At 34.4% G+C, this 26,894-nt stretch carries 18 protein-coding genes, 1 pseudogene and 3 other annotated features; of the genes and pseudogenes, 16 read left to right on the top strand and 3 right to left on the bottom strand.

Translation table 11 applies throughout. The annotated features are described in order from the left end of the window. Positions 1-128 precede the first annotated feature (128 nt). The 9 genes from MKX31_RS12620 (at position 129) to MKX31_RS12580 (ending at position 15,940) form a co-directional block, all read left to right on the top strand. Entirely contained in the window at positions 129-3,608 is a 3,480-nt protein-coding gene (locus MKX31_RS12620) for a DUF4020 domain-containing protein (protein ID WP_340980934.1), read from the top strand. 107 nt (positions 3,609-3,715) lie between these two features. Continuing rightward, positions 3,716-3,952, top strand: a binding site (T-box leader). A 54-nt stretch (positions 3,953-4,006) separates the two neighbouring features. Next, positions 4,007-4,242, top strand: a binding site (T-box leader). A gap of 194 nt (positions 4,243-4,436) precedes the next feature. Beyond that, positions 4,437-5,513 carry a bifunctional 3-deoxy-7-phosphoheptulonate synthase/chorismate mutase gene (locus MKX31_RS12615; RefSeq protein WP_001273578.1) on the top strand — a complete coding sequence of 359 codons (1,077 nt, stop codon included), beginning with the start codon at positions 4,437-4,439 and terminating at the stop codon, positions 5,511-5,513. A gap of 9 nt (positions 5,514-5,522) precedes the next feature. Next, positions 5,523-5,742 (top strand) — a binding site (T-box leader). 53 nt (positions 5,743-5,795) lie between these two features. Next, on the top strand, positions 5,796-6,968 hold the full coding sequence (aroC, locus tag MKX31_RS12610; protein ID WP_001269422.1) for a chorismate synthase: 1,173 nt from the start codon (positions 5,796-5,798) through the stop codon (positions 6,966-6,968). An 18-nt stretch (positions 6,969-6,986) separates the two neighbouring features. Then, positions 6,987-8,087 carry a histidinol-phosphate transaminase gene (hisC, locus tag MKX31_RS12605; protein WP_340980933.1) on the top strand — a complete coding sequence of 367 codons (1,101 nt, stop codon included), beginning with the start codon at positions 6,987-6,989 and terminating at the stop codon, positions 8,085-8,087. Next, complete coding sequence (gene tyrA, locus MKX31_RS12600; RefSeq protein ID WP_001228147.1) at positions 8,080-9,180, top strand: prephenate dehydrogenase; 1,101 nt, start codon at positions 8,080-8,082, stop codon at positions 9,178-9,180. The genes hisC and tyrA overlap by 8 nt, the downstream gene beginning before the upstream one ends. Before the next feature lie 16 nt (positions 9,181-9,196). Then, on the top strand, positions 9,197-10,486 hold the full coding sequence (gene aroA, locus MKX31_RS12595) for a 3-phosphoshikimate 1-carboxyvinyltransferase (RefSeq protein ID WP_340980932.1): 1,290 nt from the start codon (positions 9,197-9,199) through the stop codon (positions 10,484-10,486). Between the two features lie 135 nt (positions 10,487-10,621). Beyond that, entirely contained in the window at positions 10,622-11,782 is a 1,161-nt protein-coding gene (locus MKX31_RS12590; protein ID WP_064475606.1) for a GNAT family N-acetyltransferase, read from the top strand. Positions 11,783-12,012: 230 nt separating this feature from the next. Then, a complete protein-coding gene (locus tag MKX31_RS12585) occupies positions 12,013-12,579 on the top strand; it encodes a TetR/AcrR family transcriptional regulator (RefSeq protein WP_001107298.1) in 567 nt (188 codons plus the stop codon). A gap of 244 nt (positions 12,580-12,823) precedes the next feature. Continuing rightward, positions 12,824-15,940, top strand: a complete 3,117-nt coding sequence (locus tag MKX31_RS12580; protein ID WP_064475605.1) for an MMPL family transporter — start codon at positions 12,824-12,826, stop codon at positions 15,938-15,940. A 29-nt stretch (positions 15,941-15,969) separates the two neighbouring features. On the opposite strand, the pseudogene MKX31_RS12575 reads toward MKX31_RS12580, so the two are convergent. Continuing rightward, a pseudogene (locus MKX31_RS12575) lies at positions 15,970-16,143 on the bottom strand (stress protein); the annotation flags it as partial. 164 nt (positions 16,144-16,307) lie between these two features. On the opposite strand from MKX31_RS12575, the gene MKX31_RS12570 reads away from it, so the two are divergent. Then, on the top strand, positions 16,308-17,933 hold the full coding sequence (locus MKX31_RS12570; protein ID WP_000633871.1) for an ABC-F family ATP-binding cassette domain-containing protein: 1,626 nt from the start codon (positions 16,308-16,310) through the stop codon (positions 17,931-17,933). Between the two features lie 528 nt (positions 17,934-18,461). Further along, positions 18,462-20,435 carry an LTA synthase family protein gene (locus tag MKX31_RS12565; protein WP_340980931.1) on the top strand — a complete coding sequence of 658 codons (1,974 nt, stop codon included), beginning with the start codon at positions 18,462-18,464 and terminating at the stop codon, positions 20,433-20,435. Between the two features lie 58 nt (positions 20,436-20,493). On the opposite strand, the gene MKX31_RS12560 is transcribed toward MKX31_RS12565, so the two are convergent. Both MKX31_RS12560 and MKX31_RS12555 read right to left on the bottom strand, forming a co-directional pair. Continuing rightward, positions 20,494-21,165 carry a TerC family protein gene (locus tag MKX31_RS12560; RefSeq protein ID WP_075307552.1) on the bottom strand — a complete coding sequence of 224 codons (672 nt, stop codon included), beginning with the start codon at positions 21,163-21,165 and terminating at the stop codon, positions 20,494-20,496. A gap of 279 nt (positions 21,166-21,444) precedes the next feature. Next, positions 21,445-22,272 (bottom strand): peptidoglycan-N-acetylglucosamine deacetylase, encoded by an 828-nt coding sequence (locus MKX31_RS12555; RefSeq protein WP_064475601.1) that lies wholly within the window; start codon positions 22,270-22,272, stop codon positions 21,445-21,447. A 217-nt stretch (positions 22,273-22,489) separates the two neighbouring features. Here MKX31_RS12555 and MKX31_RS12550 point away from each other — a divergent pair, with 217 nt between their 5' ends. The 5 genes from MKX31_RS12550 to MKX31_RS12530 all read left to right on the top strand — a co-directional run bounded on the left by MKX31_RS12550 (position 22,490) and on the right by MKX31_RS12530 (position 26,893). Next, on the top strand, positions 22,490-22,750 hold the full coding sequence (locus MKX31_RS12550) for a hypothetical protein (RefSeq protein WP_001106983.1): 261 nt from the start codon (positions 22,490-22,492) through the stop codon (positions 22,748-22,750). A gap of 688 nt (positions 22,751-23,438) precedes the next feature. Next, positions 23,439-24,260: a hypothetical protein gene (locus tag MKX31_RS12545; RefSeq protein WP_340980930.1), complete on the top strand. Its 822-nt coding sequence runs from the start codon at positions 23,439-23,441 to the stop codon at positions 24,258-24,260. Between the two features lie 205 nt (positions 24,261-24,465). Beyond that, entirely contained in the window at positions 24,466-24,855 is a 390-nt protein-coding gene (locus MKX31_RS12540; RefSeq protein WP_064475599.1) for a VOC family protein, read from the top strand. Between the two features lie 166 nt (positions 24,856-25,021). Then, the gene (locus MKX31_RS12535; RefSeq protein WP_340980929.1) at positions 25,022-25,969 is read left to right on the top strand and encodes a PLP-dependent cysteine synthase family protein; all 948 of its coding nucleotides are present in this window, start codon (positions 25,022-25,024) and stop codon (positions 25,967-25,969) included. A gap of 240 nt (positions 25,970-26,209) precedes the next feature. Further along, the gene (locus MKX31_RS12530) at positions 26,210-26,893 is read left to right on the top strand and encodes a DNA alkylation repair protein (RefSeq protein WP_000923446.1); all 684 of its coding nucleotides are present in this window, start codon (positions 26,210-26,212) and stop codon (positions 26,891-26,893) included. Position 26,894 lies beyond the last annotated feature (1 nt).

Here is a 26,894-nt window from a genome sequence, read left to right as displayed (position 1 = left end):
CATTGTAACAAATATATTTACATAAAACTTTTTCATGTTCGATTTTTGTCTAAATATTAAAAAAACAAAGAAAAAATGTTATAGTAAAATGAGAGTATATGACATTTTTAGGTAAGGGGGAATCCATGATGTGGATTACTTCAGAAGTAGAAATTCCAGAGGAGTTAATTGATCATCTTGAACAAGGAAAGTTAGTACTATTTGTTGGAGCGGGAGTTTCTATGAAAGGGAAATCAAACTTACCGAATTTTGATGATCTAGTTGATGAGATTGCGAAAACGTTATATGTAGAAACGCGTGAAATAACAGAACCTCATGATTATTATCTTGGTAAAATTGCGAAAACAAAAGATATACATCAAGTTGCAAGAGATTTAGTTCATATTGAAAAATCAAAGCCGAATCCTCTTCATTATGCGATTCCGAGATTGTTTCCTTTAGATACGGAAGTCCGCATTGTAACGACAAATTTTGATCGGCATTTTACAACTGCGATGAAAGAAATGAATAGAGAATTAAACGTATATTACGCACCTGCGTTACCTACAGGTAGAGCGTTTAAAGGACTCGCCTACATACATGGCAATATAGAACAAGAGAAAGAAGCATTAATATTAACAGATGGTGATTTTGGAAGGGCTTACTTGACGGAAGGATGGGCAAGAAGATTTTTAGTTGATTTATTCTCGAATTATACCGTTTTATTCGTTGGATATAGCCATAATGATCCAGTAATGAAATATTTAGCAACTGGTTTACCACCAAGTACAAGGCGTTATGCATTTGTTGCGCAAGGGGAAAATACGTACCATTGGGAGCACTTAGGAATACGGCCGATTGTATACCCGAATAAAGGTAATAATCATCAATCTCTTGTTAAAGCAGTGAAGCGATGGGCGGAATTAATGGGAGATAATTATATTACAAAACGAATGCGGATTCGTGACATAGTAACAGTTCCACCGTCAGTAGAGCAGGAACAATTATCATACATAAAACAATCCATAAAAAAAATTGAAACAGTCCGCTACTTTGTTGAATTTACTCATGATTATGAATGGGTGGAATGGCTTGAAGCAGAAGGGAAATTACAAAATTTATTTTTAGTTACATCAAACGATAATGAGGTAGATGAATTACTTGCAGAATGGTTGGTGGAACAATTTCTTTTTAGTCATCAAAAAGAATTATTTCAATTAATTTTTAAAAATCATTCTAAACTATCTCCGTTATTATGGAGAACAATTTGTAGCTACTTAAACGAAACGAAAATTAAAATGGACCCGTTGTTGTTTGCAAGATGGACACTTCTTTTACTAGAAACAGCTGAAAAAGATAGTAAATCAATTGAAAAAATTTCTTACTTACTCCAAAAATGTTCTTTTCCTGAGCATAAAGAGATTGCTTTATTATTACTAACGTTTATTTTGGATGGAAAGCTTAAGTTAAAGCGGGAGAGAAAATGGGGAAATGATACACAAGAATCAATAGAACTTGAGGAATCGAGTCGTTTACCAGTGTCTACATTTTCTTATGTGGAGCAAATTTGGAATGAGAAGATGAAACCTCATATTTCCTATTACGCCGTACCAATTATGACGATGGGAATAGAGAAGATGCGAATGTTATCACTACGACAAACGGCACTGAAAAAAAAGGATAAGGAAAATGTTGAAAAAGAGTTTCAGCAAAATGATCTTGCATTTTTAATTCAAATTGTAAAAGAGTGTTTAGCCTATTTGTGTGAAAATAATGAAAAAAAAGCAAATTATTATATTACAGAAATGATAGAAGCAAACAGCATGCTTCAGAACCGAATTGCAATTGATGCGATGAATAAAAATATATTCGTTAGTGCCGATGCCAAAATGAAATGGTTGTTACAGGAAGGACTTCTTTTAGATGTCACGTATAAACACGAAGTTTTTCAACTTATAAAAAATTATTTCGCACTCTCTTTAGAAAAAACAAAGGAAGAGGTTATTCAAATTGTATTGAAGGACCTTGCAGAGGAGAGAGCATTTGATGCTTGTTTAGTTTTAGATTTATTATTCACTTGTGATTCGAATAGTCCATCTACAGCAAAAGGTTATGAGTTAATGCAGCAAAAACATCCTCACTTTCATTCTGATCGATATAGTGTACAAAAGAAAGAGACGGTAGATCAAAGTATTACTTGTAATGTAACTGCTGATGGATTATTGCAGTTGAAAGACGATGAAATTATGAAGCAAGTTCGTCAATTTTCTCAAGATGGTGTTTTTGAACAACGCCATTTTTTAGAGATGTTATCGAAAGCATGTAAGTTGAATACAGAATGGAGTATTTCATTTGCCTATCAATTAGTTGGTATGCACGAAATAAGTAATGAAGTATGGTTTGTTTGTATTAGAGAGTGGCGAAATAACCGAGGATTGACAAATGAACAAATCCAAAAAGTAATTCCGCTATTACAGAAATTTGTTAGAAATACTGCTTTTCATTGGTTAATTAGTAGCTTTCTATATGAAATTAGTAATCGATTAGAAGAGTTAGAGGAAACTAGTATACGCAGTGTGAAACGTTTTGCTTTTTCGGTATTCCCTCAAGTAATGAAAAGTGATACAGATTTTAAGCTTGGAAAACAAGACTTTTACAATGAATCCATCCAGCATCCTGTTGGGAAAATGACAGCTGTATTATTAAAATTGTTATCATATGATCATTTATACGATCGTAATGTATATGAATATTTATTTTTATTTGAAGAACAAGTAAGAGTTAGTAAAGAACGGACAAATTTTATGTTAGCTCGTTTAGTAGCAGATATTACATTTCTTTATCATATTGAGAAGCAATGGTGCCGAAAATATTTGTTACCGTGCTTAGATTTAAAGAAAGAAAATGAGATTACGAAATATGCATGGGCAGGCTTATGTTACACGCAAATCAATTTACCTTTATTTACAGAAATGAAACGATTTATTAAGTATGCAGTAGAACATTTGGAAGTATTACATCCGCATACGAGGGAATCTTTCTTGAAATGGCTCAGTTTTGTATTTATTAAATGTGTACTGTATTGGGAGCAAAAAACAGATTGGTTATACCCGTTACTTATACAAGAAAATGAAGAAAATAAAATTAAATTTATGCAGTTTTTATGCTATTACGTAAAAACGCTAAGTGCAAAAGAACAACAAAAATTTTGGGCATCTTGGCTCAGTGTATTTTTGCGGGAGCGACCGAAAATGGGTGAAATCACAGCTAGAGAATATGTAATGCTTTTGCGTATTATTTTATTTATGGATGAAATAGTAGAAAGAGGATTATCTATAATAAAAACATTTTCAGATGTGCTTGGAAAAGGGAATCAAACGGAGTTAAAACAGTTGTTTAATGAAATACTTGAAAAGACAGAGAGTATAAAAATGTATAAAGAATTGTATGCAAATGTATTTTTCACTTTACTACAAACGCTTCAGGAAGCTGATTTACTTGAAACTGAAATTATTCAAATAAAAGAAATATTAATCCAGTATGGAGTAGAAAAATATGTATTAAATGCAATAGATAATGAGATAATTCGCATCGGAATTGTTATGGAGAATTTACAAGAAGAAATGTAGGACGGAAGTGGAATTTTAAAAAAAATATAAAAAGTTGTTGACAGTGTTTTGAAAAGCGTTCTATAATACGAATCATACTTATTCAATTTCAAAAACATTTGAATAAACAAAGTGCAATGAAGAGATCACAGTAGTGGTTAGTCTTACTGTAACAGAGAGCTGGTGGTTGGTGTGAACCAGTACAGGGATAATCATGAATTACAGTCTTGGAGCATCTTTTTCGTAGTAAAGATAGTATTGTCTTTATGAAGAAAAAGCGGTCAATTGATCGTTAACAGTGAAGAGAGGTAGACGGAAAGTTAGTCTACAACTAGGGTGGTACCGCGATAAATATCGTCCCTACTGATTTATTCAGTAGGGACTTTTTGTATTTTAGTGGTCCAACTTGAAAATTAAATATATATGCGTTGAAAGGAAAAGCAGTAGTTGTTGTTTCCCTGTAACAGAGAGCTGGTGGTTGGTGTGAACCAGTACAAAAACAAGAGCGAATTACAGTCCTAGAGCATCTTTTTCGTAATAAAGATAGTATTGTCTTTATGAAGGGAAAGACGGTCAGATGATCGTTAACAATGAAGAGAGGTAGACGAAAGAAGTCTACAACTAGGGTGGTACCGCGATAAATATCGTCCCTACTGATTGGATCAGTAGGGATTTTTTGTACAAAAAAGTGGGTTTTTATCTAGTCGATAGTGTCCTTATAGTAAATATTCGTTTAAAATAAGAAGAGGTATCGATTCCACTTAAAATTTGTATAATTTATCAGTTCAGAAAATAGAGAATTTTTCATTCTCTTACTATACTTTTAAAACATTAGAGGAGGATTTCCAAATGGCAAATCATGAATTAGATCAATTACGTAAACAGGTAGATGAAATTAACTTACAACTATTACACCTTTTAAACAAACGTGGTGAAATCGTTCAAAAAATTGGGGAACAGAAGCAAGTACAAGGTACGAAACGTTTTGATCCAGTACGTGAGCGTGAAGTACTTGACATGATCGCAGAGCATAACGAAGGACCATTCGAAACGTCAACAGTTCAACACATTTTCAAAACAATCTTCAAAGCTAGCTTAGAATTACAAGAAGATGATAACCGTAAAGCATTACTAGTATCACGTAAAAAGAAACAAGAAAACACAATCGTTAATGTAAAAGGTGAATTGATTGGAAATGGAACACAAACGTTCATCATGGGACCTTGTGCGGTAGAAAGCTTAGAGCAAGTTCGCCAAGTAGGGCAAGCGATGAAAGACCAAGGTCTAAAATTAATGCGCGGTGGTGCTTTCAAACCGAGAACATCTCCATACGATTTCCAAGGTTTAGGAGTAGAAGGATTACAAATTTTACGCCAAGTAGCAGATGAGTTCGACTTAGCGATCATTAGTGAAATCTTAAATCCGAACGATGTTGAAATGGCGCTAGACTACGTTGATGTCATTCAAGTTGGCGCACGTAACATGCAAAACTTCGATTTATTACGAGCTGTAGGTAAAGTTAACAAGCCAGTATTACTAAAACGTGGATTAGCAGCAACAATTGATGAGTTCATTAACGCAGCTGAGTACATCATTGCACAAGGTAACGACCAAATTATTCTATGTGAGCGTGGTATCCGCACATACGAAAGAGCGACACGTAACACATTAGACATTTCAGCAGTACCGATTTTAAAGAAAGAAACACATTTACCAGTAATCGTTGACGTAACGCATTCAACTGGACGCAGAGATTTATTATTACCAACAGCGAAAGCAGCACTTGCAATTGGCGCAGATGCAGTAATGGCTGAAGTACACCCAGACCCAGCGGTTGCATTATCAGATTCTGCACAACAAATGGATATTCCAGAATTCCATAGATTCATGGATGAGTTAAAAGGTTTCAAAAATAAATTATCTTAATTCCATATCATATATGCGCTGAAGAGGAAACAGTAGTGCTTATCTCACTGTTAAAGAGAGCTGATGGTCGGTGTGAATCAGTACAAAGATAAGCATGAATTACAGCCTTGGAGCATCTTTTCCGCCAACTTTTGGAGGGAAAGACGGTCAAACGATCGTTACAGAAGAAGAGAGGTAGACGATAGTTGTCTACAACTAGGGTGGTACCGCGATAAACATCGTCCCTACTGAGCGCTCAGTAGGGACTTTTTTGTACAAAAAAATAGTAAAGGGGCAAGAGAAATGAGATACATTACAGCTGGAGAATCACATGGACCGCAGTTAACAGTTATTTTAGAAGGTGTACCAGCAGGTTTAACATTAACAGCGGAACATATTAATAAAGAATTATTAAGAAGACAAAAAGGGCACGGACGCGGAAGACGCATGCAAATAGAAACTGATACAGTTGAAATTGTAAGTGGTGTTCGTCATGGGATGACACTTGGCTCACCAATAACGTTAATCGTTAAAAATGATGATTTCAAACATTGGACGAAAGTAATGGGTGCAGAGCCAATTTCGGAAAAAGAAAGTAAAGATATGAAACGTACAATTACAAAACCACGTCCAGGACATGCGGATTTAAACGGCGCAATTAAATATGGACATCGTGATATAAGAAACGTACTAGAGCGCTCATCTGCAAGAGAAACAACAGTTCGTGTAGCTGCTGGTGCAGTTGCGAAACAAATTTTGAAAGAATTAGGCGTAGAAATTGCAGGGCATGTTCTTGAAATTGGTGGGGTACAAGCGAAACGAATTTCAAACTTACCAATAGAAGAAATTCAAACGATTACTGAAAATTCACCAGTTCGATGTTTAGATAAAGAAGTAGAACAAGAGATGATGGATGCGATAGATAACGCTAAAAGTAGTGGGGATTCAATCGGCGGTATTGTTGAAGTCATTGCAGAAGGTATGCCAATTGGCGTTGGTAGTTACGTTCATTACGATCGTAAATTAGATGCAAAACTTGCTGGTGCAATTATGAGTATTAATGCATTTAAAGGTGCTGAAATTGGCGTTGGTTTTGAAGCAGCAAGACAGCCAGGAAGTAAAGTGCACGATGAAATATTATGGGATGAAGAAAATGGATACACGAGAAAAACGAATAATGCCGGTGGTTTAGAAGGCGGTATGACAACAGGAATGCCAATTGTCGTAAGAGGTGTTATGAAGCCAATACCTACATTATATAAACCGTTAGCAAGTGTTGACATTGATACGAAAGAAGCATTCCAAGCGAGTATTGAAAGATCTGATAGTTGTGCAGTACCAGCAGCAGGTGTAGTAGCTGAATCTGTTGTAGCATGGGAACTTGCACATGCACTAGTCGAACAATTCGGAAAAGATCGTATGGATTTAATTCAGCAAAACATTACGCAACATAACAAATACGCAAAAGAATTTTAATAAAAAGGTGGTTTTAACATGCAAGTAAAAGATCAGCTATCATCATTACAACCATATAAACCAGGTAAATCACCTGAACAAATGAAAGAAGTATACGGAGATCATTCATTTGTGAAATTAGCATCAAATGAAAATCCGTTCGGCTGTTCACCACGTGTTTTAGATGAGTTGCAAAAATCGTGGTTGGAACATGCTTTATATCCTGACGGAGGTGCTACAACGCTCCGTCAAACAATTGCAGATAAGTTACATGTCCAAATGGAACAAATACTTTGCGGTAGTGGTTTAGACGAAGTCATTCAAATAATAAGCCGTGCAGTACTTAAAGCAGGAGATAACATCGTAACGGCTGGTGCAACATTCCCGCAGTACCGTCATCATGCAATTATTGAAGGTTGTGAAGTGAAAGAAATCCCTTTAAATAACGGTGTATACGATTTAGACGAAATTTCGTCAGCAATAAATAATAATACGAAAATCGTATGGATTTGTAATCCGAACAACCCGACAGGCACATATGTGAATGATCGAAATTTGACTCGATTTATTGAAGGTATTAGTGAAAATACGTTAATTGTCATTGATGAAGCGTACTATGAATACGTAACAGCAAAAGATTTCCCGGAGACATTACCGCTTTTAGAAAAACATAAAAATATTCTTGTACTTAGAACATTTTCTAAAGCGTACGGATTAGCTTCTTTCCGCGTTGGATATGCGATTGGACAAGAAGAGTTAATCGAGAAATTAAATGTCGTACGTTTGCCATTTAACGTATCTTCATTAGCGCAAAAAGCAGCGACGATTGCTTTTGGTGATAATGAGTTTATTGAAGAAATAGTTCGTGTGAATACAGAGGGATTACAAAAATACGAGAGCTTTTGTAAGGAAAATGAAATTCCATTTTATCCATCGCAAACCAATTTCATCTTCTTGCCAGTTGAGAATGCTGGAGAGATTTATGAAGCTTGTGCACACGCAGGGTTTATTATACGTCCGTTCCAGAATGGTGTCCGTATTACAGTCGGAACAAGGGAGCAAAATGAAGGAGTGATTTCAGTGTTAAAACAACACTTTGAAAATAAAAAAAGAAAGTCTCGAGATGAGGCAAATGCGTAAAAAGGTAGTATTAATTGGAACAGGTTTAATAGGAGGCTCTCTCGCATTAGCAATTAAGAAAGAGCACGATGTAACGATAACAGGTTATGATATATTTCAAGAACAAGTAGAGCGTGCAAAAGAATTACACGTAGTAGATGAAGTAGCAGTAGATTTACAGCATGCATGTGAAGAGGCACATTTAATTGTGTTTGCTTCTCCAGTTGAAGAAACGAAGAAGTTATTACACAAATTAGCGTCATTTCATTTACGGGAAGATGTTATTGTAACAGATGTTGGTAGTACAAAAGGGACGATCATGAATGAAGCGGAAGCTTTATTTTCAAAGGAAGTTTCTTTCATTGGTGGACATCCGATGGCAGGTTCTCATAAAACGGGAGTTGAAAGTGCAAAAGCACATTTATTTGAAAATGCATTTTATATTTTAACGCCGATGAATCATGTGCCAAATGAACATGTGGAAGAACTAAAGCGTTGGTTACAAGGAACAGGATCTCATTTTCTCGTTCTAAATACAGAGGAACATGATTATGTAACAGGGATCGTTAGTCATTTTCCGCATCTTATCGCAGCTGGATTAGTAAAGCAAGTGGAGAAACATGCAGGAGATAATCCGCTCATTCATCAACTAGCTGCGGGAGGGTTTAAAGATATTACACGTATCGCATCTAGTAGCCCAAAAATGTGGAGTGATATTGTTAAGCAAAATCGCGAGCATTTAATGGTATTATTAAAAGAGTGGATCTCTGAAATGGAAGATTTATATGACACAGTTTCTACTGGAGATGCAGGCGAGATTCAAACCTATTTTGCAGACGCGAAAGAATACCGTGACTCTTTACCAGTACGAAAGAGAGGGGCAATTCCTGCCTATCACGACTTATACGTCGATGTTTTAGATAAAGTAGGGGCATTGGCTCATATTACGAGTATTTTGGCACGCGAAGAAATTAGTATTACGAACTTGCAAATATTAGAAGCGCGTGAAGGGTTGCTTGGGGTATTACGTATTAGCTTCCAAAGAGAAGAAGATCGTATGAAAGCAAAGCTAGCGCTTGGAGAAGAAAAATACCAAACTTATGAAACAATTTAAATGAGAAGGTGAAAACATGAAGGAAAGAACAATAGAACCTGTTAATAACGGATTAAATGGTATTATTACAATTCCAGGAGATAAATCCATTTCACACCGCGCTGTCATGTTCGGCGCGATTGCAGAAGGAAAAACAACGATTAAAGGTTTCTTGCCCGGTGCAGACTGTTTAAGTACAATTTCTTGCTTTAAAGAAATGGGAGTAGAAATCGTGCAAAACGGTGATGAAGTCACTGTAGTTGGTAAAGGATTAGAAGGCTTACAAGAACCGAAAGCTGTATTAGATGTTGGTAATTCTGGTACAACAATACGTTTAATGTCAGGAATTTTGGCAAATACACCATTTTTCTCTTGCGTACAAGGTGATGCATCTATCGCAAAAAGACCGATGAAACGTGTTACAAATCCATTAAAACAAATGGGTGCAAACATTGATGGCCGCGAAGAAGGGACGTTTACACCGTTAACAATACGTGGTGGAGATTTAAAAGCAATTGAATACACTTCACCTGTAGCAAGTGCGCAAGTAAAGTCAGCTATTTTACTTGCAGGACTTCGAGCAGAAGGTGTAACAGCTGTTACAGAACCACATATTTCACGCGATCATACGGAAAGAATGCTTGAAGCCTTTGGAGTTAAAGTAATTCGTGAGGGAAAAACAGTGAAACTTGCAGGTGGACAAAAGTTAACAGCAACAGACGTTCAAGTGCCAGGTGACGTATCGTCAGCAGCATTCTTCTTAGTAGCGGGCGCAACCATTCCAAATAGTAAACTAGTATTACAAAATGTAGGGATGAATCCAACTCGTACAGGGATCATTGATGTTTTAGAGGAAATGGGTGCTACGTTCACTGTAGAGCCAATTAACGAAGGAGCATCAGAACCAGCTGCAAATATTACAATTGAAACATCTTCATTAAAAGGAATCGAAATTGGCGGAGATATTATCCCAAGATTAATCGATGAAATTCCTGTTATCGCCTTAGCAGCAACGCAAGCAGAAGGAATTACAGTAATTAAAGATGCGCACGAATTAAAAGTAAAAGAAACAAACCGTATCGATACAGTCGTTGCGGAGTTAACGAAACTAGGAGCTCGCATAGAAGCAACTGATGACGGCATGATTATTTACGGGAAATCAGCACTAAAAGGCAATACAGTAAATAGTTACGGTGATCACCGCATTGGAATGATGCTTGCAATTGCGGGCTGTCTAGCAGAAGGAAAAACAACAATTGAAGACGCAGAAGCAGTAGGCGTATCATATCCTACATTCTTCGAAGAACTTCGAAAGTTAGCAAAATAAAGTAATAAAAAGCAGATACCGGATGTATCTGCTTTTTATATTGGATTCGTGTCGTTAAGTCCATATAATTTCATTCACCGCACCAGAATATTGAGAATTATGGTACAATTCAAACAAGGAATGGAGGAGAAATAGATGAACGTTATACAATTAAAAGAAGATAGATTTAGAGAAGCATTACGCTTATCGGAATACGCTTTTCAATATAAAGTTGATGGGGAACGATTGCAGCAACAACTTACAAAGATGAAAGAAAGTCATGAAATATACGGTATTATGGAAGGTGAAGATGTAGCAGCAAAACTGCATCTTATTCCGTTTCATATATACATAGGCAAAGAGAAATTTAAAATGGGAGGCGTTGCAGGGGTAGCGACGTATCCAGAGTATAGAAGAAGCGGATATGTAAAAGAATTACTTCAACACTCACTTCAAACGATGAAAAATGACGGATATACAGTATCAATGCTACATCCATTTGCTGTTTCATTTTACCGTAAATACGGCTGGGAACTTTGTGCGAATCTCTTTGTATGTCATATGACAAAGAGTGATTTAGTTATGAAAAAACAAGTAAATGGTACTGTGAAACGTTTCAATAAAGAAAATCACCCAGAAGAGGTCGAAAAGATTTATGAAACATTTGCAGAACATTTTTCCGGTATGCTAGTTCGCGATGAAAAATGGTGGTTACAAGCTGTTTATGATGATTTAACATTAGCGATTTATTACGATAAAAATAAAACGGCAGCTGGCTACATGCTATATAAAATAGAAAACTATAAAATGACAGTAGAAGAATTTGTTCCACTGCATAATGAAGCGCGAAATGGTCTGTGGAACTTTATTTGTCAGCATGATTCTATGATTAAAGAACTTGAAATGACAGTAATTGAAAACGAACCGTTATTATATACACTGCAAGAGCCACGCGTGAAAGCAGAAATAAAGCCATATTTTATGGGCAGAATTGTAGATGTGGAGCAGTTCTTAAAACAATATGAGTTGAATTGGAACAATGCACAGCAAGAAGTGATTTTACATATTACAGATTCATTTGCACCGTGGAATAACGTTACAGTGAGGCTTGCAAATCATGAAATAACAATTATAGAAGAAGAAATAAAGGATAAAGGAATTAGTCTAGATATAAATGCATTATCTACAATAATGTTTGGATACAAACGTCCGTTACAACTTAATGAACTAGAATTAATTAGCGGAAGTGAAGAGGAAATACGAGCGTTTGAGAATATAGTTCCAGTACGTAAAGCATTTATTTATGATTTCTTTTAAGTTATAAATAGGAAATTGAGCTGTCCCAAATAAAATTTTGGGACGGCTTCAAATTACACTGTCAGTTTTTGTCGGTAAATCGATATATCTTGAAAATCGCTGATATAATTTTTTCACAAACAAGGGATTAAAAACCGAACCGATACTGGTCACGCACTTGACTTTTAATCCATGTAATTTATAATTAAAAACGGAATGAATTTTCATTCCTGAAAATAGAGGTGGAAAAAATGGCTAAAAACAAACAAGAGGATATTTTTGATGCTGCGATGAAACTTTTCGCAGAGCGTGGTTACGATGGTACGACAATTCCAATGATTGCTGAAAAGGCAAAAGTCGGTGCGGGTACTATTTATCGCTATTTTGAAAATAAAGAGGCACTTGTTAACTCATTATTTTCAAAAAGTATGTTAGAGCTTTCTGAAATGATAAAAACGGATTTTCCTGTTGAAGCAAATATTCGTGAACAGTTTAGTCATACGTACAACCGTTTATTTGAATTTGCGAGAAACAATGTGGATGCTTTTTTATTTACAAATTCTCACTGTGATAGTTATTTTCTTGATGAACAAAGTAAGAAAATATTTGAAGATTTTATAGGCTTCTTTATGAATATTATTGAAGATGGAATCGCAAAAGGTTTTCTTCGTCCATTGCCTCCAGTTGCTTTAATTATTATTGTATATCAACCGCTAGAAAAACTAACGAAGGTAATTGCAACAGGGCAATTAGAATACTCAAAAGAATTAGTAAAAGAATTGGAAGAAAGTTCTTGGAACGCTATTAGAATCATTTGATTCTATAGCTAATAAGTATAGGAATGAATATTCATTCCTGAATAGATTTAAAACATGAGAGTAGGAGAGGATATTTGTGTAACAACAGGAATGAACATTCATTCCGGAAAAGGTAGTTTAATAAAGTTTAAAAAATAATGTAATATAATGATAGGAATGAACGTTCATTCCGAAAAAAGTATTTTTAAAAGGATAGGAATGAATATTCATTCCCTTTTAATTTTCAAAATGGGAGATGATTAAAATGAGTAAGCTGAAAAATTGGAGAAGTTTATCTTTTCTATTATGGATAGTTATTACTATTGCAATGATCGTAACGATGCCTAATATGGATAAATTAGTGAAAGAAAAAGGGCACATTACGATTCCTAATACAGAACAAAGTAGTATTGCTGACAAGATGATAAAAGAGATGGATAAAGACGGGACTGAAAAGTATGAAATTATAGCTGTTTTTAATAGTGGAAGTAAAACAGCTTTAACAACTGAGCAAAAAGAGGAAATCGTAAAAACAATCCATGCTTTACAAAATGAAAAAGAGCAATTAGGAATTAAGGAAGTTGTTTCACATTTAGATAATAAAGATTTGGAAAAACAGTTGATATCTAAAGACAATACGACCATTTTAACGCAAATCTCAGTAGATAAAAAAAATGGTGAAATATCAAAAGTTGCAAATGGGCTTCATAAAAAAGTGCAAACGAAAGGGGTAAAAACGTACTTAACAGGAAGTGATTTAATAGCTGGTGATTTTCTTACTTCCTCTCAAGAGGGAGTGAAGAAGACAGAAGTTATTTCTATCATTTTCATTCTAGTTGTATTAATCATTGTATTTCGTTCGCCAATTGTTCCGATTGTTTCTCTTCTTACTGTTGGTGTATCATATTTAGTTTCAATGGGGATTATTGCCCATTTAGTAGATCAATTTAATTTTCCGTTTTCTAACTTTACACAAGTGTTTGTAGTCGTTGTCCTGTTTGGGGTTGGAACAGACTATAACATTTTATTATATACAAGATTTAAAGAAGAATTAAGTAAACAAGAGAATTCATTTTTGGCTACGAAAGAAACGTTTAAATCAGCAGGGAAAACCGTTTTATATAGTGGGATAGCAGTACTAATTGGTTTTGCATCTCTTGCTTTAGCGAGTTTTAAATTATATCAATCTACTTCAGCGGTAGCAATTGGTGTCGCAGTATTATTACTCGTATTAACTACGTTAAATCCATTTTTTATGGTGCTTTTAGGAAAAGGAATGTTTTATCCAGTTAAAACATTTAAAGGTCATGAGGATAGTCGTTTATGGGGATTTCTTGCGAAAAACTCAGTAGTAAGACCATTCGCAGCTTTAATCATCGTATTTGTGATATCGATTCCTTTCGTAATGAAATACTCTAACACATTAAATTACAATGATTTATTTGAAGTAGATAATAAATATGAGTCGAAAATGGGGATTAACGTAATAGAAGAGCATTTTCCACCTGGTTTCTCTTCACCAAGTACGTTAGTCATTCAATCAGATAACAAGTTAGATGAGGCGAGTTCGCTGCAAACTTTAGACGAACTAACTGATAAGATTTTGAAAGTGAAAGGTGTTTCAGAAGTATATTCACCGACGCGTCCAACCGGTGAAAGGATAAAAGAACTATATATAAATAAACAAGCGGGAGAACTGAATACAGGTTTAGGAGATGCGAATGGTGGTATAAATGAAATTAATGATGGATTAACTACTGCAAAAGATAAAATGGGTAGTAAAGATTCAAATAGTCTTGCAAACGTTCAAAAATTAATTGATGGAACAACGGAAGCGAAAAATGGTGTAACAGCATTAGGAACAGCTTTAAATCAACTTTCAAGTGGTATAAACAACGGAGCACAAGGTGCGCAGCGAATTGAGAGTGGATTAACCTCAGTAAATGAAAATATAAATGTTCTATCTAATGCAACGTCACAACTTCATGCTGGTTATTCGCAGTTAGAAAAAGGTTTAAGTTCCTACGATCAATACTTCGGAAGTATTTCTCAAGCGATTGATGGGGCGAAAAAAGGCTATGAACAAATTGACATATTAATGACCAATTTCATTCAAACGAAACCAGAATTAGCAAATGATCCGAACATACTGCAAACGATAGGGATCGCTAAAGAGGCTCAAAAGCAATTAGGTGGGCTTTCAAATGAATTAAACCAATTAGCAACGCAACATAAAGCGGCGATGGGTTCATTTAAAGAAGCAAATCAATCGTTATCGAAAGTGGATAACGGCTTAAAAGAAATGAGCGATGGAGTTACTAAGTTACAAAAAGGAGCAGCTGATCTTAAAAATGGATTAAATGAAGGTGCTTCAGGCTCAAAACAAATTGCGAACAAGTCATCTGAGTTACAAACCGGATTAACAAAAATAAATGATGGGCAAGGCCAGTTATTAACCGGGCTGAAAGACTTGCAAGAACAGATGGGGCAATTACAATCAGGATTATCTAAAAGTACAGAAGGGCTTGAAAAGGTAAGTAACGGACTAGGAGATGCTCAAAAATATTTAGGAGAACTAAATGAATCAAAAAGCTCTGCGAAATTTTATATACCAAAAGAAGTTTTAGAGGGGGAAGATTTCCAAAAAGCATTGAATACGTACATGTCACAAGATAGAAAGACTGCTAAAATGACAATCATTTTAGACGTAAATCCGTATTCAAAAGAAGCAATGCCAATCATTGAAGAAATTAATAAAACGATAGACGGTACGTTAAATGGTACAGAATTAAAATCGGTGAAAAAAGCAATCGGCGGCACAACAGCTAGAAATGTTGATTTAAAAGAAGTAACAGGCCAAGATTTCTTACGTACAGCTACAATTATGTTAATTGGAATTGCGATTGTATTACTCATTATTACACGGTCATTTTTAAATACAATCTTCATTATTGGATCTTTAATATTAGCTTATTTTGCATCACTTGGCATAAGTGAACAAATTAGTGCACACTTACTAAATGTAGAGTCATTAAGCTGGAATGTACCATTCTTTAGTTTTATTATGATTGTCGCTTTAGGTGTGGATTATAGCATTTTTGTAATGATGCGATACAATGAGCTAGAAGGGGACCCCGCAACGAAAATTGTAAATGCATCTCGTCACATAGGAGGAGTCGTATTATCAGCGGCACTTATTTTAGGTGGTACATTTGCTGCATTAATCCCTTCAGGTGTATTGACACTTATACAAGTAGCATCTGTTGTTGGTGTTGCACTGTTACTATTAGCTATCATTGTGATGCCAATATTGTTACCTGCATTAATAGGGTTAACGAGTAAAATGAAGCATTATACGAAGAAATTAAGTAAAAGAAAATAAAAGAATCCCCTTTTAAAAGGGGATTTTTCTTATTTAATAAACTTGTCCATCACGTCTATATATTTTGCAAATTCTTCATCTTTCATATCTCCATTCATTTGTAAAAGAAAATTGCCTTTTGCGTGTGTATGAGAGAATAACATAGGAGCAGAATTTCCTAATTCATCATAATATTTCTTAACTTTTTCTAGGTCTTCTTTCTTTTTATTCAAGGTAGAAAAGGGATGAATAGCAATCAACCGTTGCTATTCATCCATCTTCTACTATATAATAGCTATAGTCTACAATAATTGAGTCGTAATATGCGATTTTTTAAGACAATCGGTGAGAAAACGCTGAAATAAGCGGTATTAGTAGGAGGACACAAATGATTACAGTAAGTAACGTTAGTTTGCGTTTTGCGGATCGCAAATTATTTGAAGATGTTAACATAAAATTCACGCCAGGTAACTGCTACGGTTTAATCGGAGCAAACGGTGCGGGTAAATCAACATTTCTAAAGATTTTATCTGGTGAAATCGAACAATCAACAGGTGATATACATATTACGCCAGGTGAGCGTCTAGCAGTATTAAAACAGAATCACTTCGAATATGAAGAGTTCCCAGTATTAGAAACAGTAATTATGGGTCACACGCAACTTTACAAAGTAATGCAAGAGAAAAATGCCATTTACATGAAAGAAGACTTTAGTGATGAAGATGGTATGCGTGCTGCTGAACTTGAAGGTGAGTTCGCTGAGCTTAACGGTTGGGAAGCAGAATCAGAAGCTGCAATCCTTCTTAAAGGTTTAGGTATTGGTGAAGATGTTCATGATAAGAAATTGTCAGAATTAACTGGTGCAGAGAAAGTAAAAGTATTACTTGCTCAAGCATTATTTGGTAAACCTGACATTCTATTACTAGATGAGCCTACCAACCACTTGGACTTAAAAGCGATTCAATGGTTAGAAAACTTCTTAATGAACTTTGAAAATACAGTAATCGTTGTATCCCATGACCGTCACTTCTTAAATAAAGTTTGTACGCACATGGCTGATCTTGATTTCGGTAAAATTCAACTTTATGTTGGTAACTATGACTTCTGGTATGAGTCAAGCCAATTAGCTTTAAAATTAACACAAGATGCTAATAAGAAAAAAGAAGAGAAAGTAAAAGAGTTACAAAACTTCATTGCACGCTTTAGCTCAAACGCATCTAAAGCGAAACAAGCAACTTCTCGTAAAAAATTATTAGATAAAATTACATTAGATGATATTAGACCATCGTCACGTCGTTACCCATTTGTTGGCTTTACACCTGAGCGTGAAATAGGAAATGACTTATTAACTGTTGAAGGTCTTTCTAAAACAATTGATGGTGAAAAAGTGTTAGATAATGTGTACTTCACTTTAAATAAAGGTGATAAAGTTGCATTTATCGGTCGTAACGATATTGCGATGACAACATTATTTAAAATCCTTATGGGTGAAATGGAGCCAGATAGCGGTTCATTCAAATGGGGCGTTACAACATCTCAATCTTACTTCCCAAGAGATAACTCTAAATACTTTGAGAACAGTGACTCCAACTTAGTTGATTGGTTACGCCAATTCTCTCCACAAGATGAGTCAGAAAGCTTCTTACGTGGTTTCTTAGGCCGTATGTTATTCTCAGGTGAAGAAGTTAAGAAGAACGTTTCTGTATTATCTGGAGGCGAAAAAGTTCGTTGTATGCTATCTAAAATGATGTTAAGTGGTGCGAACGTAATCACACTTGATGATCCAACGAACCACTTAGACCTTGAGTCTATCACTGCATTAAACAACGGTTTAATCGCATTCAAAGGTACAATGTTATTCACATCTCATGACCATCAGTTCGTACAAACAATTGCAAACCGCATTATCGAAGTAACGCCAAACGGTGTAATTGATAAAGAGGCTACTTACGATGAGTTCTTAGAAAATGAAGAACTTCAAAAACAAGTAGATGCAATGTACAAAGGTCAATAATAAATGATGAAAAACCTCGCTCTCTTTATGAGAGCGAGGTTTTTTTATAATCATTGTTTTTATGAATTGTGAATAATTATACAGAAATAACTTTAGCGGTGGAAAGTTATTTTGATGTTGCATATAGAGAAATGGCTACAGCATGAATAAACTATGAAATTCATGAAGGGATGTAATATACACCAAAAAAACTAATGCTATCTATTGTTAAATTCATTATATTACATTAATGTTCCAGAACTGGAGACATATTTATTTGCGAAGCAGTGAATAAAAGTTTATAGTATGTGGTGTCATAATTAGTGGATGGGACATGGGAGAAAACAGAAAATGTTACAAATTTATTTTATTAAATAGAAACCAAGGTCAAAATGTCTAGAAAGAAATAGTTGAATAAATACTAGCTTCAAATTATAATTACTAATATTCTTCATTTAGTTAAACAAACAAAATCTATTTGAAGATAAAAATTGAATAGAGACAGACTTATAAAAAAATAAGCCTTGGATGATCAAAAGAGGTGGAGAGATGAAACAATTACTATTAAAGAGTAAGCGAGTGTTAAGCAATCACTTTGGATTTTTCGTGTTTGCCATTATTTTATTCTGGTTAAAAACATACGCAGCATATGTGACAGAATTTAATTTAGGGATATCCAACACAATCCAAAAGTTTTTACTGTTTTTCAACCCGTTAAGCTCAGCAGTTTTATTTTTAGGGCTCGCATTATTCGCAAAGGGGAAACGTGCTTACATTTGGTTAATTGTTATTAATTTGTTAATGTCTATACTGTTATACGCAAACGTAGTATATTATCGCTTTTTCAGTGACTTTATTACGTTCCCGACATTAACACAAACGAATAACTTTGGAGATTTAGGTGGTAGTATTTTTGCATTGCTACACGTCTATGATCCACTATATTTCTTAGATACAATCATTTTAATTGCTTTAGTCGCAACAAAATTTGCAAGTCCAAAACCAATTCGTGTTGCGAAACATAAATTATCACTAGTATTTGTAGCAGGTATTTTATTATTCAGCATTAATTTAGGTCTTGCAGAATCCGATCGTCCTGAATTATTAACAAGAACATTTGACCGTAATTATATTGTGAAATATTTAGGGGCATACAACTATACGATTTATGATGGCATTCAAAGTGCGAAAGCATCAACAGAACGAGCGTTAGCTGATGGAGATAATATGACAGAGGTTAGAAATTATCTTGCATCAACATATGCAAGTCCAAATCCTGAGTACTTTGGTAAAGGAAAAGGAATGAACGTAATTTATATTCATTTAGAATCATTCCAAAACTTTTTAATTGATTATAAATTAAATGGGCAAGAAGTTACACCGTTCTTAAACTCATTTACAAAAGATGCGAATACGTTATACTTTGATAACTTCTTCCATCAAACAGGACAAGGTAAAACATCTGATGCGGAGTTCATGTTAGAAAACTCAATGTTTGGATTACCACAAGGATCTGTTTTTACAAATAAAGCTCATAACACGTATCAATCAGCACCAGCTATTTTAGGTCAACAAGGATACACATCAGCTGTATTCCACGGTAATTACAAAACGTTCTGGAACCGTGACGATATTTATAAATCATTTGGTTTCAATAAATTCTTTGATGCGTCATACTATGATATGAATGAAAAAGATGTAGTAAACTATGGATTAAAAGATAAACCGTTCTTTAATGAATCAATTCCGTTATTACAAACACTGAAACAACCGTTCTATACGAAGTTCATTACGTTATCGAACCATTTCCCTTATCCAATTGATAAAGAGGAAGCGACGATTGAACCAGCTAAAACAGGTGACTCTTCAGTAGATACGTATTTCCAAACAGCGCGTTATTTAGATGAATCTGTAAAAGGATTCATGGATTACTTGAAACAATCTGGTTTATACGATAACTCAATTATCGTTATGTACGGTGACCATTACGGTATTTCAGATAATCATGGCGCAGCAATGTCTCAAATAATGGGTAAAGAAATGAACTCATTTGAAAATGCACAACTGCAACGTGTACCATTAATCATTCGTGTTCCAGGAATGAAGGGTGGCGTACAACATCAATACGGCGGAGAAATTGATGTTCTTCCGACACTATTACACTTACTAGGTACAGATACGAAAAATTATGTCCAGTTCGGATCTGATTTACTATCACCAGAGCATAAACAAGTTGTTCCATTCCGTAACGGAAACTTCGTAAGTCCAACAGTTACTGCATTGAATGGAAAATACTATGATACAGCTACTGGTAACGCTGTAGAATTAACAGACGAAATAAAACAAAATGAACAAATGGTTCAAAAATCACTAAAATACTCTGACCAAGTCGTAAATGGTGACTTATTACGATTCTACACACCGGAAGGATTTACACCGGTCGATCGTTCAAAGTATAACTATAACCATCGTGATAAAAATAAAACGAAGGTAAAGACGACTGAAGACGGGGAAACGAAATAAATATTAAAGAGCGCTACTCCTATGAGTAGCGCTTTTGTTTGTACATATAACGTTGTCATTATATAGAATTATCTTTCGTTTTTTGTTTCATCTTTCCAAAGAATACTACACCGGCAATGATAATAATGATAAATGCCCATTTTATGAAAGGATTACTTTCGAAAAATCCAGCGAACCATTTCTCATCTACAATCATTTTCGCGGCAGTATAAGCTAAAACAGCTGCTCCAATTGTAATGATGACAGGGAATCGGTCCACCCATTTTAAAATTAATGTACTACCCCATACTACTACTGGAATGGACACTAATAGCCCGATGATGACTAAAGAAAAATTGCCATGCGCAGCTCCGGCAACAGCGAGAACATTATCAATTCCCATTAACGCATCAGCTATAATAATGGTTTTAATAGCAGACCAAAATCCTTCTTCTGCCTTAATGTCATGATCTTTGCCTTCAGCAATTAATTTGTAAGCGATCCATATAAGGAGTACACCACCAATTAGAAGTAGCCCTGGTATTTTTAACAACCAAACGACAACTAAAGTAGCGAGGGCTCTAATCGCGATTGCCCCGATAGTTCCCCATATAATAACTTTCTTTTGTTGATCTTTCGGTAATCGTCTTGCTGCTAATCCAATTACAATAGCATTATCACCGGCTAACACTAAATCAATTACAATGATGGCAAGTAAGGCTGACAAATATTCAGCTGAAAGAAAATCCATATACACATCACTCCTTAAGAGTAATATGTGCTAAAGTGTTGATAATATAAAAATAGGATTGAATTTGTATATTCAATCTATAATTTCTTACTGTATTTTGATATATGTTTTAATTTCGTACTAGTCGTTTTTAGAATAACATGTGATGTTACTAAATTAATGTGATTTATATTTTCTATTGATATAAAGGAAGAGGGGGAAATCGAATATACGAGAAGAAATTTCAAAAACGATAAAAAAAGACTCAATAACCTACTAGAGGAAATAGAGTCTTTTTCATTACATACGATTATCGTGCCAGAAGTTTAATGGGAAGTGTTCGTTCTCACTATAACTTTCTAATTCATATCCTTTTTCTTTCAGCCCTTTAATAATTCCTGGTACTGCTTTAACGGATTGTGGATGAATATCGTGCATTAGAATTACTTCTGTTGGCTTGTTAGCTCCATTTACAACGTTTTGTACAATTTTAGCTGATGCAGCATCAACAGGCATTTTGCTGTATGTCCAGTCTAAAGAATCAATTGTCCAATCCCAAACTTTCAACCCATTTTCAACAACTTTGTTACGAAGAGCTTCATTTAATCCTGGCATTGAGCCGTAAGATGGACGAGTTAATACTGGTGATTTACCTAGAACACCAGCGATTAAGCCTTGATCTTCCTTCATTTCATCTACATAACGACCTTCTGTGTAAAGTTTCTTGTAGTTATGAGTCATACTATGCATCCCAACATAGTGGCCTTCAGCATCTTCACGTTTTACAAGGTCAGGGAAAGCTTTTACGTTTGAACCAATTAGGAAAAATGTTGCTTTTGCATTTTCTTTCTTTAACATATCTAAAAGCTCAGCTGTGTATTTTCCAGGACCATCATCAAATGTTAAGTAAGCTACTTTTCTAACTTGCCCATTATATTGTTTTGGAGCTTCTTTCGGTGCAAGAGATGATTGAATTTCACTTACAAGTTGAACAGATTTTGCTTCATCCTCTGTGCTTGCTAGAGCAATATGTGCTGATCCTAAAGCCGCTTCGTATGTAAATAATACCCCCGCGCAAATCAACATAGCCCTTTTTACTAAAGTTGTCATTCGAATTCCATTGTGCATAATTTTCCTTCTCTCTATAAAAGTTCTACTCTACTATATTAGCAATTATAGGGAGGTAATTGCAAAAAAACTTTTTTACAAGTGCAAAAAAGTTTGTTCGAAAATATGCAAGATTTTAAAGGGATGTCATTTTGAAAGAAACGTCACAAATAATTGGATAATTTTAATTATGAGTTGGAAACAATACAAGGGATATTAATTTTAGGAGGTGCTTTAATTGAATTATAAAAAAATGCTTTCAATATTTATGACAAGCATATTTACAGTAGGATTATTAATTGGCTGTAATCCAGCTCCAAAAGACGAAAAGGAGCCAGATCCAACGGAGGAACCTTCTGAACAAAGACAGGAGGAAAAAAATGAAAAACAAGATCCTGCTAAAGAAAAAAATAATGAGTTAAACAAAAAGGATGAACAAGAACCAGATCCAACAGAAGAGCCATCTGAGGAACAAAAGAAGAAAAAAGAAAATGAGTAGGTCTAGATTAATGAAATATGTAACGTGATTTTGTAACAAAGAATACTTTCTAAAACATACAACCACTTTTCTTACTTTATAAAAAAAGTGGTTGTATAAAATTGCATATGCATTTAAATATTTCATGGATTTAAATTTTGTCTTAAGGCTACTTTTTAATTCATGTAGTTTGTGATGTTTATTTCCCCTAAAATGAAGCTTGAAATCAATATTCATTTATCTTTACAAACTCTTCAATCATCAAATTAAATTCACCCGATAGTTTTATCAACAAACTTTATGTTGCTACTGCTTTCTGTATTACATCCTTCGTACAGTATAATTACAATTTTTATTATACTCTCTCCTTAATTTAAATCTACTATCCCCCTGATGTGTATTAGTAAGTATTATAGTGATAAAGTTGTAACAAAATCTTTCAATTGCTTCATTTATTTTATGAAGATGTGCTCTTTCTTTTAACGATTAAAGGGTTAAGTATATTAGGAAGTTTTAATATATTAAAAACTCTATTTTCTTGGAAGCAGCAAATAAAAAATTTAAGAAATTAGACTAAAGTGTTAAAAGGAAGGGGGCTAATCATACTTTCGTATTACTTCATTTTCATTCCAATTATTGATTCGAATATTTTTGTTTTCTATTAAAATATTGGTATAAGAACAATTAAATTTAAAAAGGGAGTGGGAATATGGTTAATTATATTTGCACTACATGTGGAGTACAGTATCCCGAAAATGAAGAAGCACCTTCCCGTTGTAATATTTGCAATGAGGAAAGGCAATATGTGAATCCAATTGGGCAGTCATGGACAACATTAGAAACTATGCAAAATAGCAATTTATACAAAAATGAAATAATAAAAGAAGAAAGTGGTTTGTATAGCATTACTACAAAACCTAAATTTGCAATTGGACAAACAGCATTTTTAATACAAAGTAAAACTCTACATGTTATGTGGGATTGCATTAGCTATTTAGATCATAAAACGATCAAGAGTATATATGATTTAGGTGGTATTCAAGCAATAGCACTTTCTCATCCACATTATTACTCTACACAAGTAAAATGGGCGGAAACATTCAATGTACCTATCTATATTCATGAAGATGATAAAGAGTGGGTAGTTCGCCCGAGTAAACAAATTAAATTTTGGTCTGGGGAACATTTGATATTATCGGAAGAACTTACATTGCATCGTTTAGGAGGCCATTTTAAGGGCGGGACTGTTATGCATTGGAAAGAAGGTAACGAAGGGAAAGGAATTTTGTTATCAGGTGATATTATACAAGTAGTTTCCGATCAAAAATGGGTAAGTTTTATGTATAGTTATCCAAATCTCATCCCATTACCAGCGAATAAAGTTAGAGATATGGCAGAGAAAGTAAAAGATATCCAGTTTAGTCGACTATATAATGCATTTCAAGGTGTGGTGGAAGATGCGAATAAGGCTGTACAAAGATCTGCTGATCGGTATATAAAGGCCCTGCAAGGAGAACTTTTTCATACGTAATAAAATATAAGGAAGAACTATTTATTTCATCTCAATATTTATATAACTACTTTTATATGAATTTAATACTAAAGTCCTACTATTTATAAACTAATAGGTCTTTCAACTTAGGTAGTTCTCACACTAATGAGGGATATGAAAGGAAATATATGTAACTTATAATAATTACTATAAAGCTTTGGAAAATGAAAAGGAGGAGATTTGCATGAAGAATTGGGTTCAATTTAGAATTGCAAGACCAACAGATAAATTTGAAGAAGTTATAGGTTTTTATGAGACAGGGTTAGGGTTAAAGCGTATAGGAGAATTTCACAATCATGAAGGATATGATGGGGTTATGTTTGGAGTACCGGATGCCGAGTATCATTTAGAGTTTACAACGCACGTTAATGGAAGTCCATGTCCGGCACCGACAAAAGATAATTTATTAGTATTTTATATGCCAAATAAAGATGAAATTGAAAAAATAGTGAATCGATTAAGTAATATGGGCTATCATGAGGTGGAACCAGAAAATCCGTATTGGATAGAGAAAGGGACCACAATAGAGGATCCAGATGGTTGGAGAATTGTGCTTATGAACGCATTTGAATAAAGAAGCTCTTTTCGTATGTAATGGAGTGTAACAAAATGATTTAGTCATAAATCCCTACAGCATTTGTAGGGATTTTTATATAAAAAGATTTAGCCAAGAGAGTTATGAAAATGTAGAAAGTATTTTAGCTAAAAATAAATATGATTTATGTAGGAGGAATAGAAGTATGACATTAAAGCATTTTAATGAGTTCGCTAAAAATGTTGGGAATACACCTCTCATTAAATTAGAATGCGAAAAAACGAAGGATCTTTCTGTTTATGCTAAATGTGAATGGCACAACCCTACAGGATCGATTAAGGATAGAGCCGCACTTGGAATGATTAATAAATATTTACAAGAAGCGGACAAAAAACAACCTATTTTAGAGTATAGCGGTGGAAGCTTAGCGAGATCAATTGGCTATATTTGTTATTGTTTAGGAGTTCAATGCACGTTAGTTTTAAGTTCTGGAACTGGTAAATCACTACTAAATGAACTTAAACATTATGGAGCTAATGTGATTTTAGTTGATAAATGTATGGGTTTTTATGCAGTAATTGAAAAGACAATTGAGATTAGCAAACAAAAACCAGAGTTATACTTTTTATTCCAACATTATAATAATGCAAATCTATTAAGTCATATAGAAGGAACAGGACGAGAAATTATTACACAAATGAATGGAAAGCCAATACACGCATGGGTAGCATCTGCTGGTACTGGTGGAACTCTAATGGGGGTCTATAAAGTAGTAAAGAATTATACAAAAAAAGCTGAGCTACATTTAGTAATGCCTGCTGAATTGCCTTATGGTTCCGAACAACCACCAAATGATTTAAAGAAATATGCAGGATCAGGTGGATTCGGCCTAGGAAGGAAACAACATTTCATAGAACAGGAAGACAATTTGATAGAAAAACAATGGACATATTCATATGAAGAAACCTTGTATGAAATGGCACGTTTTTATAATGAAACTGGTATGAAAATAGGAACGTCTGCGGCAGCGAATTTATTAGCTGCTAAACAAATTGGAAAAGAAAAAGGTGCGAATTTTAATGTAGTTACAGTTTTTCCGGACGCCGGGTCTATAGAAGAGTGGTCAGATGTAAAGAGCTTACAACAAATATAGAGAAAATCAGACCAATAAAAGTTCTATCATATTCTATTTCTTACAATATGAGAAATTGAAGAAATGAAAACCTGTATATGTAAAATGTACAGGTTTTTCGTGGTTGTTTTAGTTATATATAGCAACTATAAAATTTCACATACCGTATTTAAAAAATACATATGGGAAAACCAAAAAGTAATGTAGAATATATCGTACATATATATATGAAGTCAACATAAAAGATAAAGAGGTGGGCATATGTTACTTGAAGAAGTAATGCAACAACTAGAGGAATATGGAACAGAACAAAATCGTAAAACGTATAAAAACCACGGAGCGAAAGAACCACTATTCGGAGTTAGTTTTGCTAATTTAAAATTGTTAAAAAAGAAGATAAAAAAAGATCATGATTTAGCAATTTCATTATGGAAAACAAAAAATATGGATGCAATGACTTTAGCAACAATGATTTTAGATCCAAAGAAAGTTACGACAGAACAGCTTAATAAATGGGTACAGGAAGTTGATTATTATTGTTTAATGGACGTTTTGATGACGGCTATTTGTACGTCGCCAATCGCGATAGAAAGAATGGAAGAATGGACAAAGTCTGATGATGAATGGATTGGAAGAGCTGGCTGGTCTTTATTAGCAAATATAGCGATTAAAAATAAAACGTTACATGATGATTTCTTCTCTCCGTATTTAGAAGAGGTTAAAACAAATATACATAATGAAAAAAATAGAAAAAAAGAAGCGATGAATAGTGCTTTAATCGCGATAGGAATTCGTAATGAAGACTTAGAGGGAAAGGCGATTGTAATTGCACGTGAAATTGGAAAAGTACAAGTTGATCACGGGGCAACATCATGCAAAACACCAGACGCAGAGCCGTATATAAAAAAAGCGAGAGAAAGAGCTGAAAAAAAGAAAGTGAAATAAG

This window comes from Bacillus sp. FSL M8-0063 (genome assembly GCF_038005545.1).
Lineage (GTDB): Bacteria > Bacillota > Bacilli > Bacillales > Bacillaceae_G > Bacillus_A > Bacillus_A wiedmannii.
This window is presented reverse-complemented; position numbering and strand designations above follow the sequence as displayed.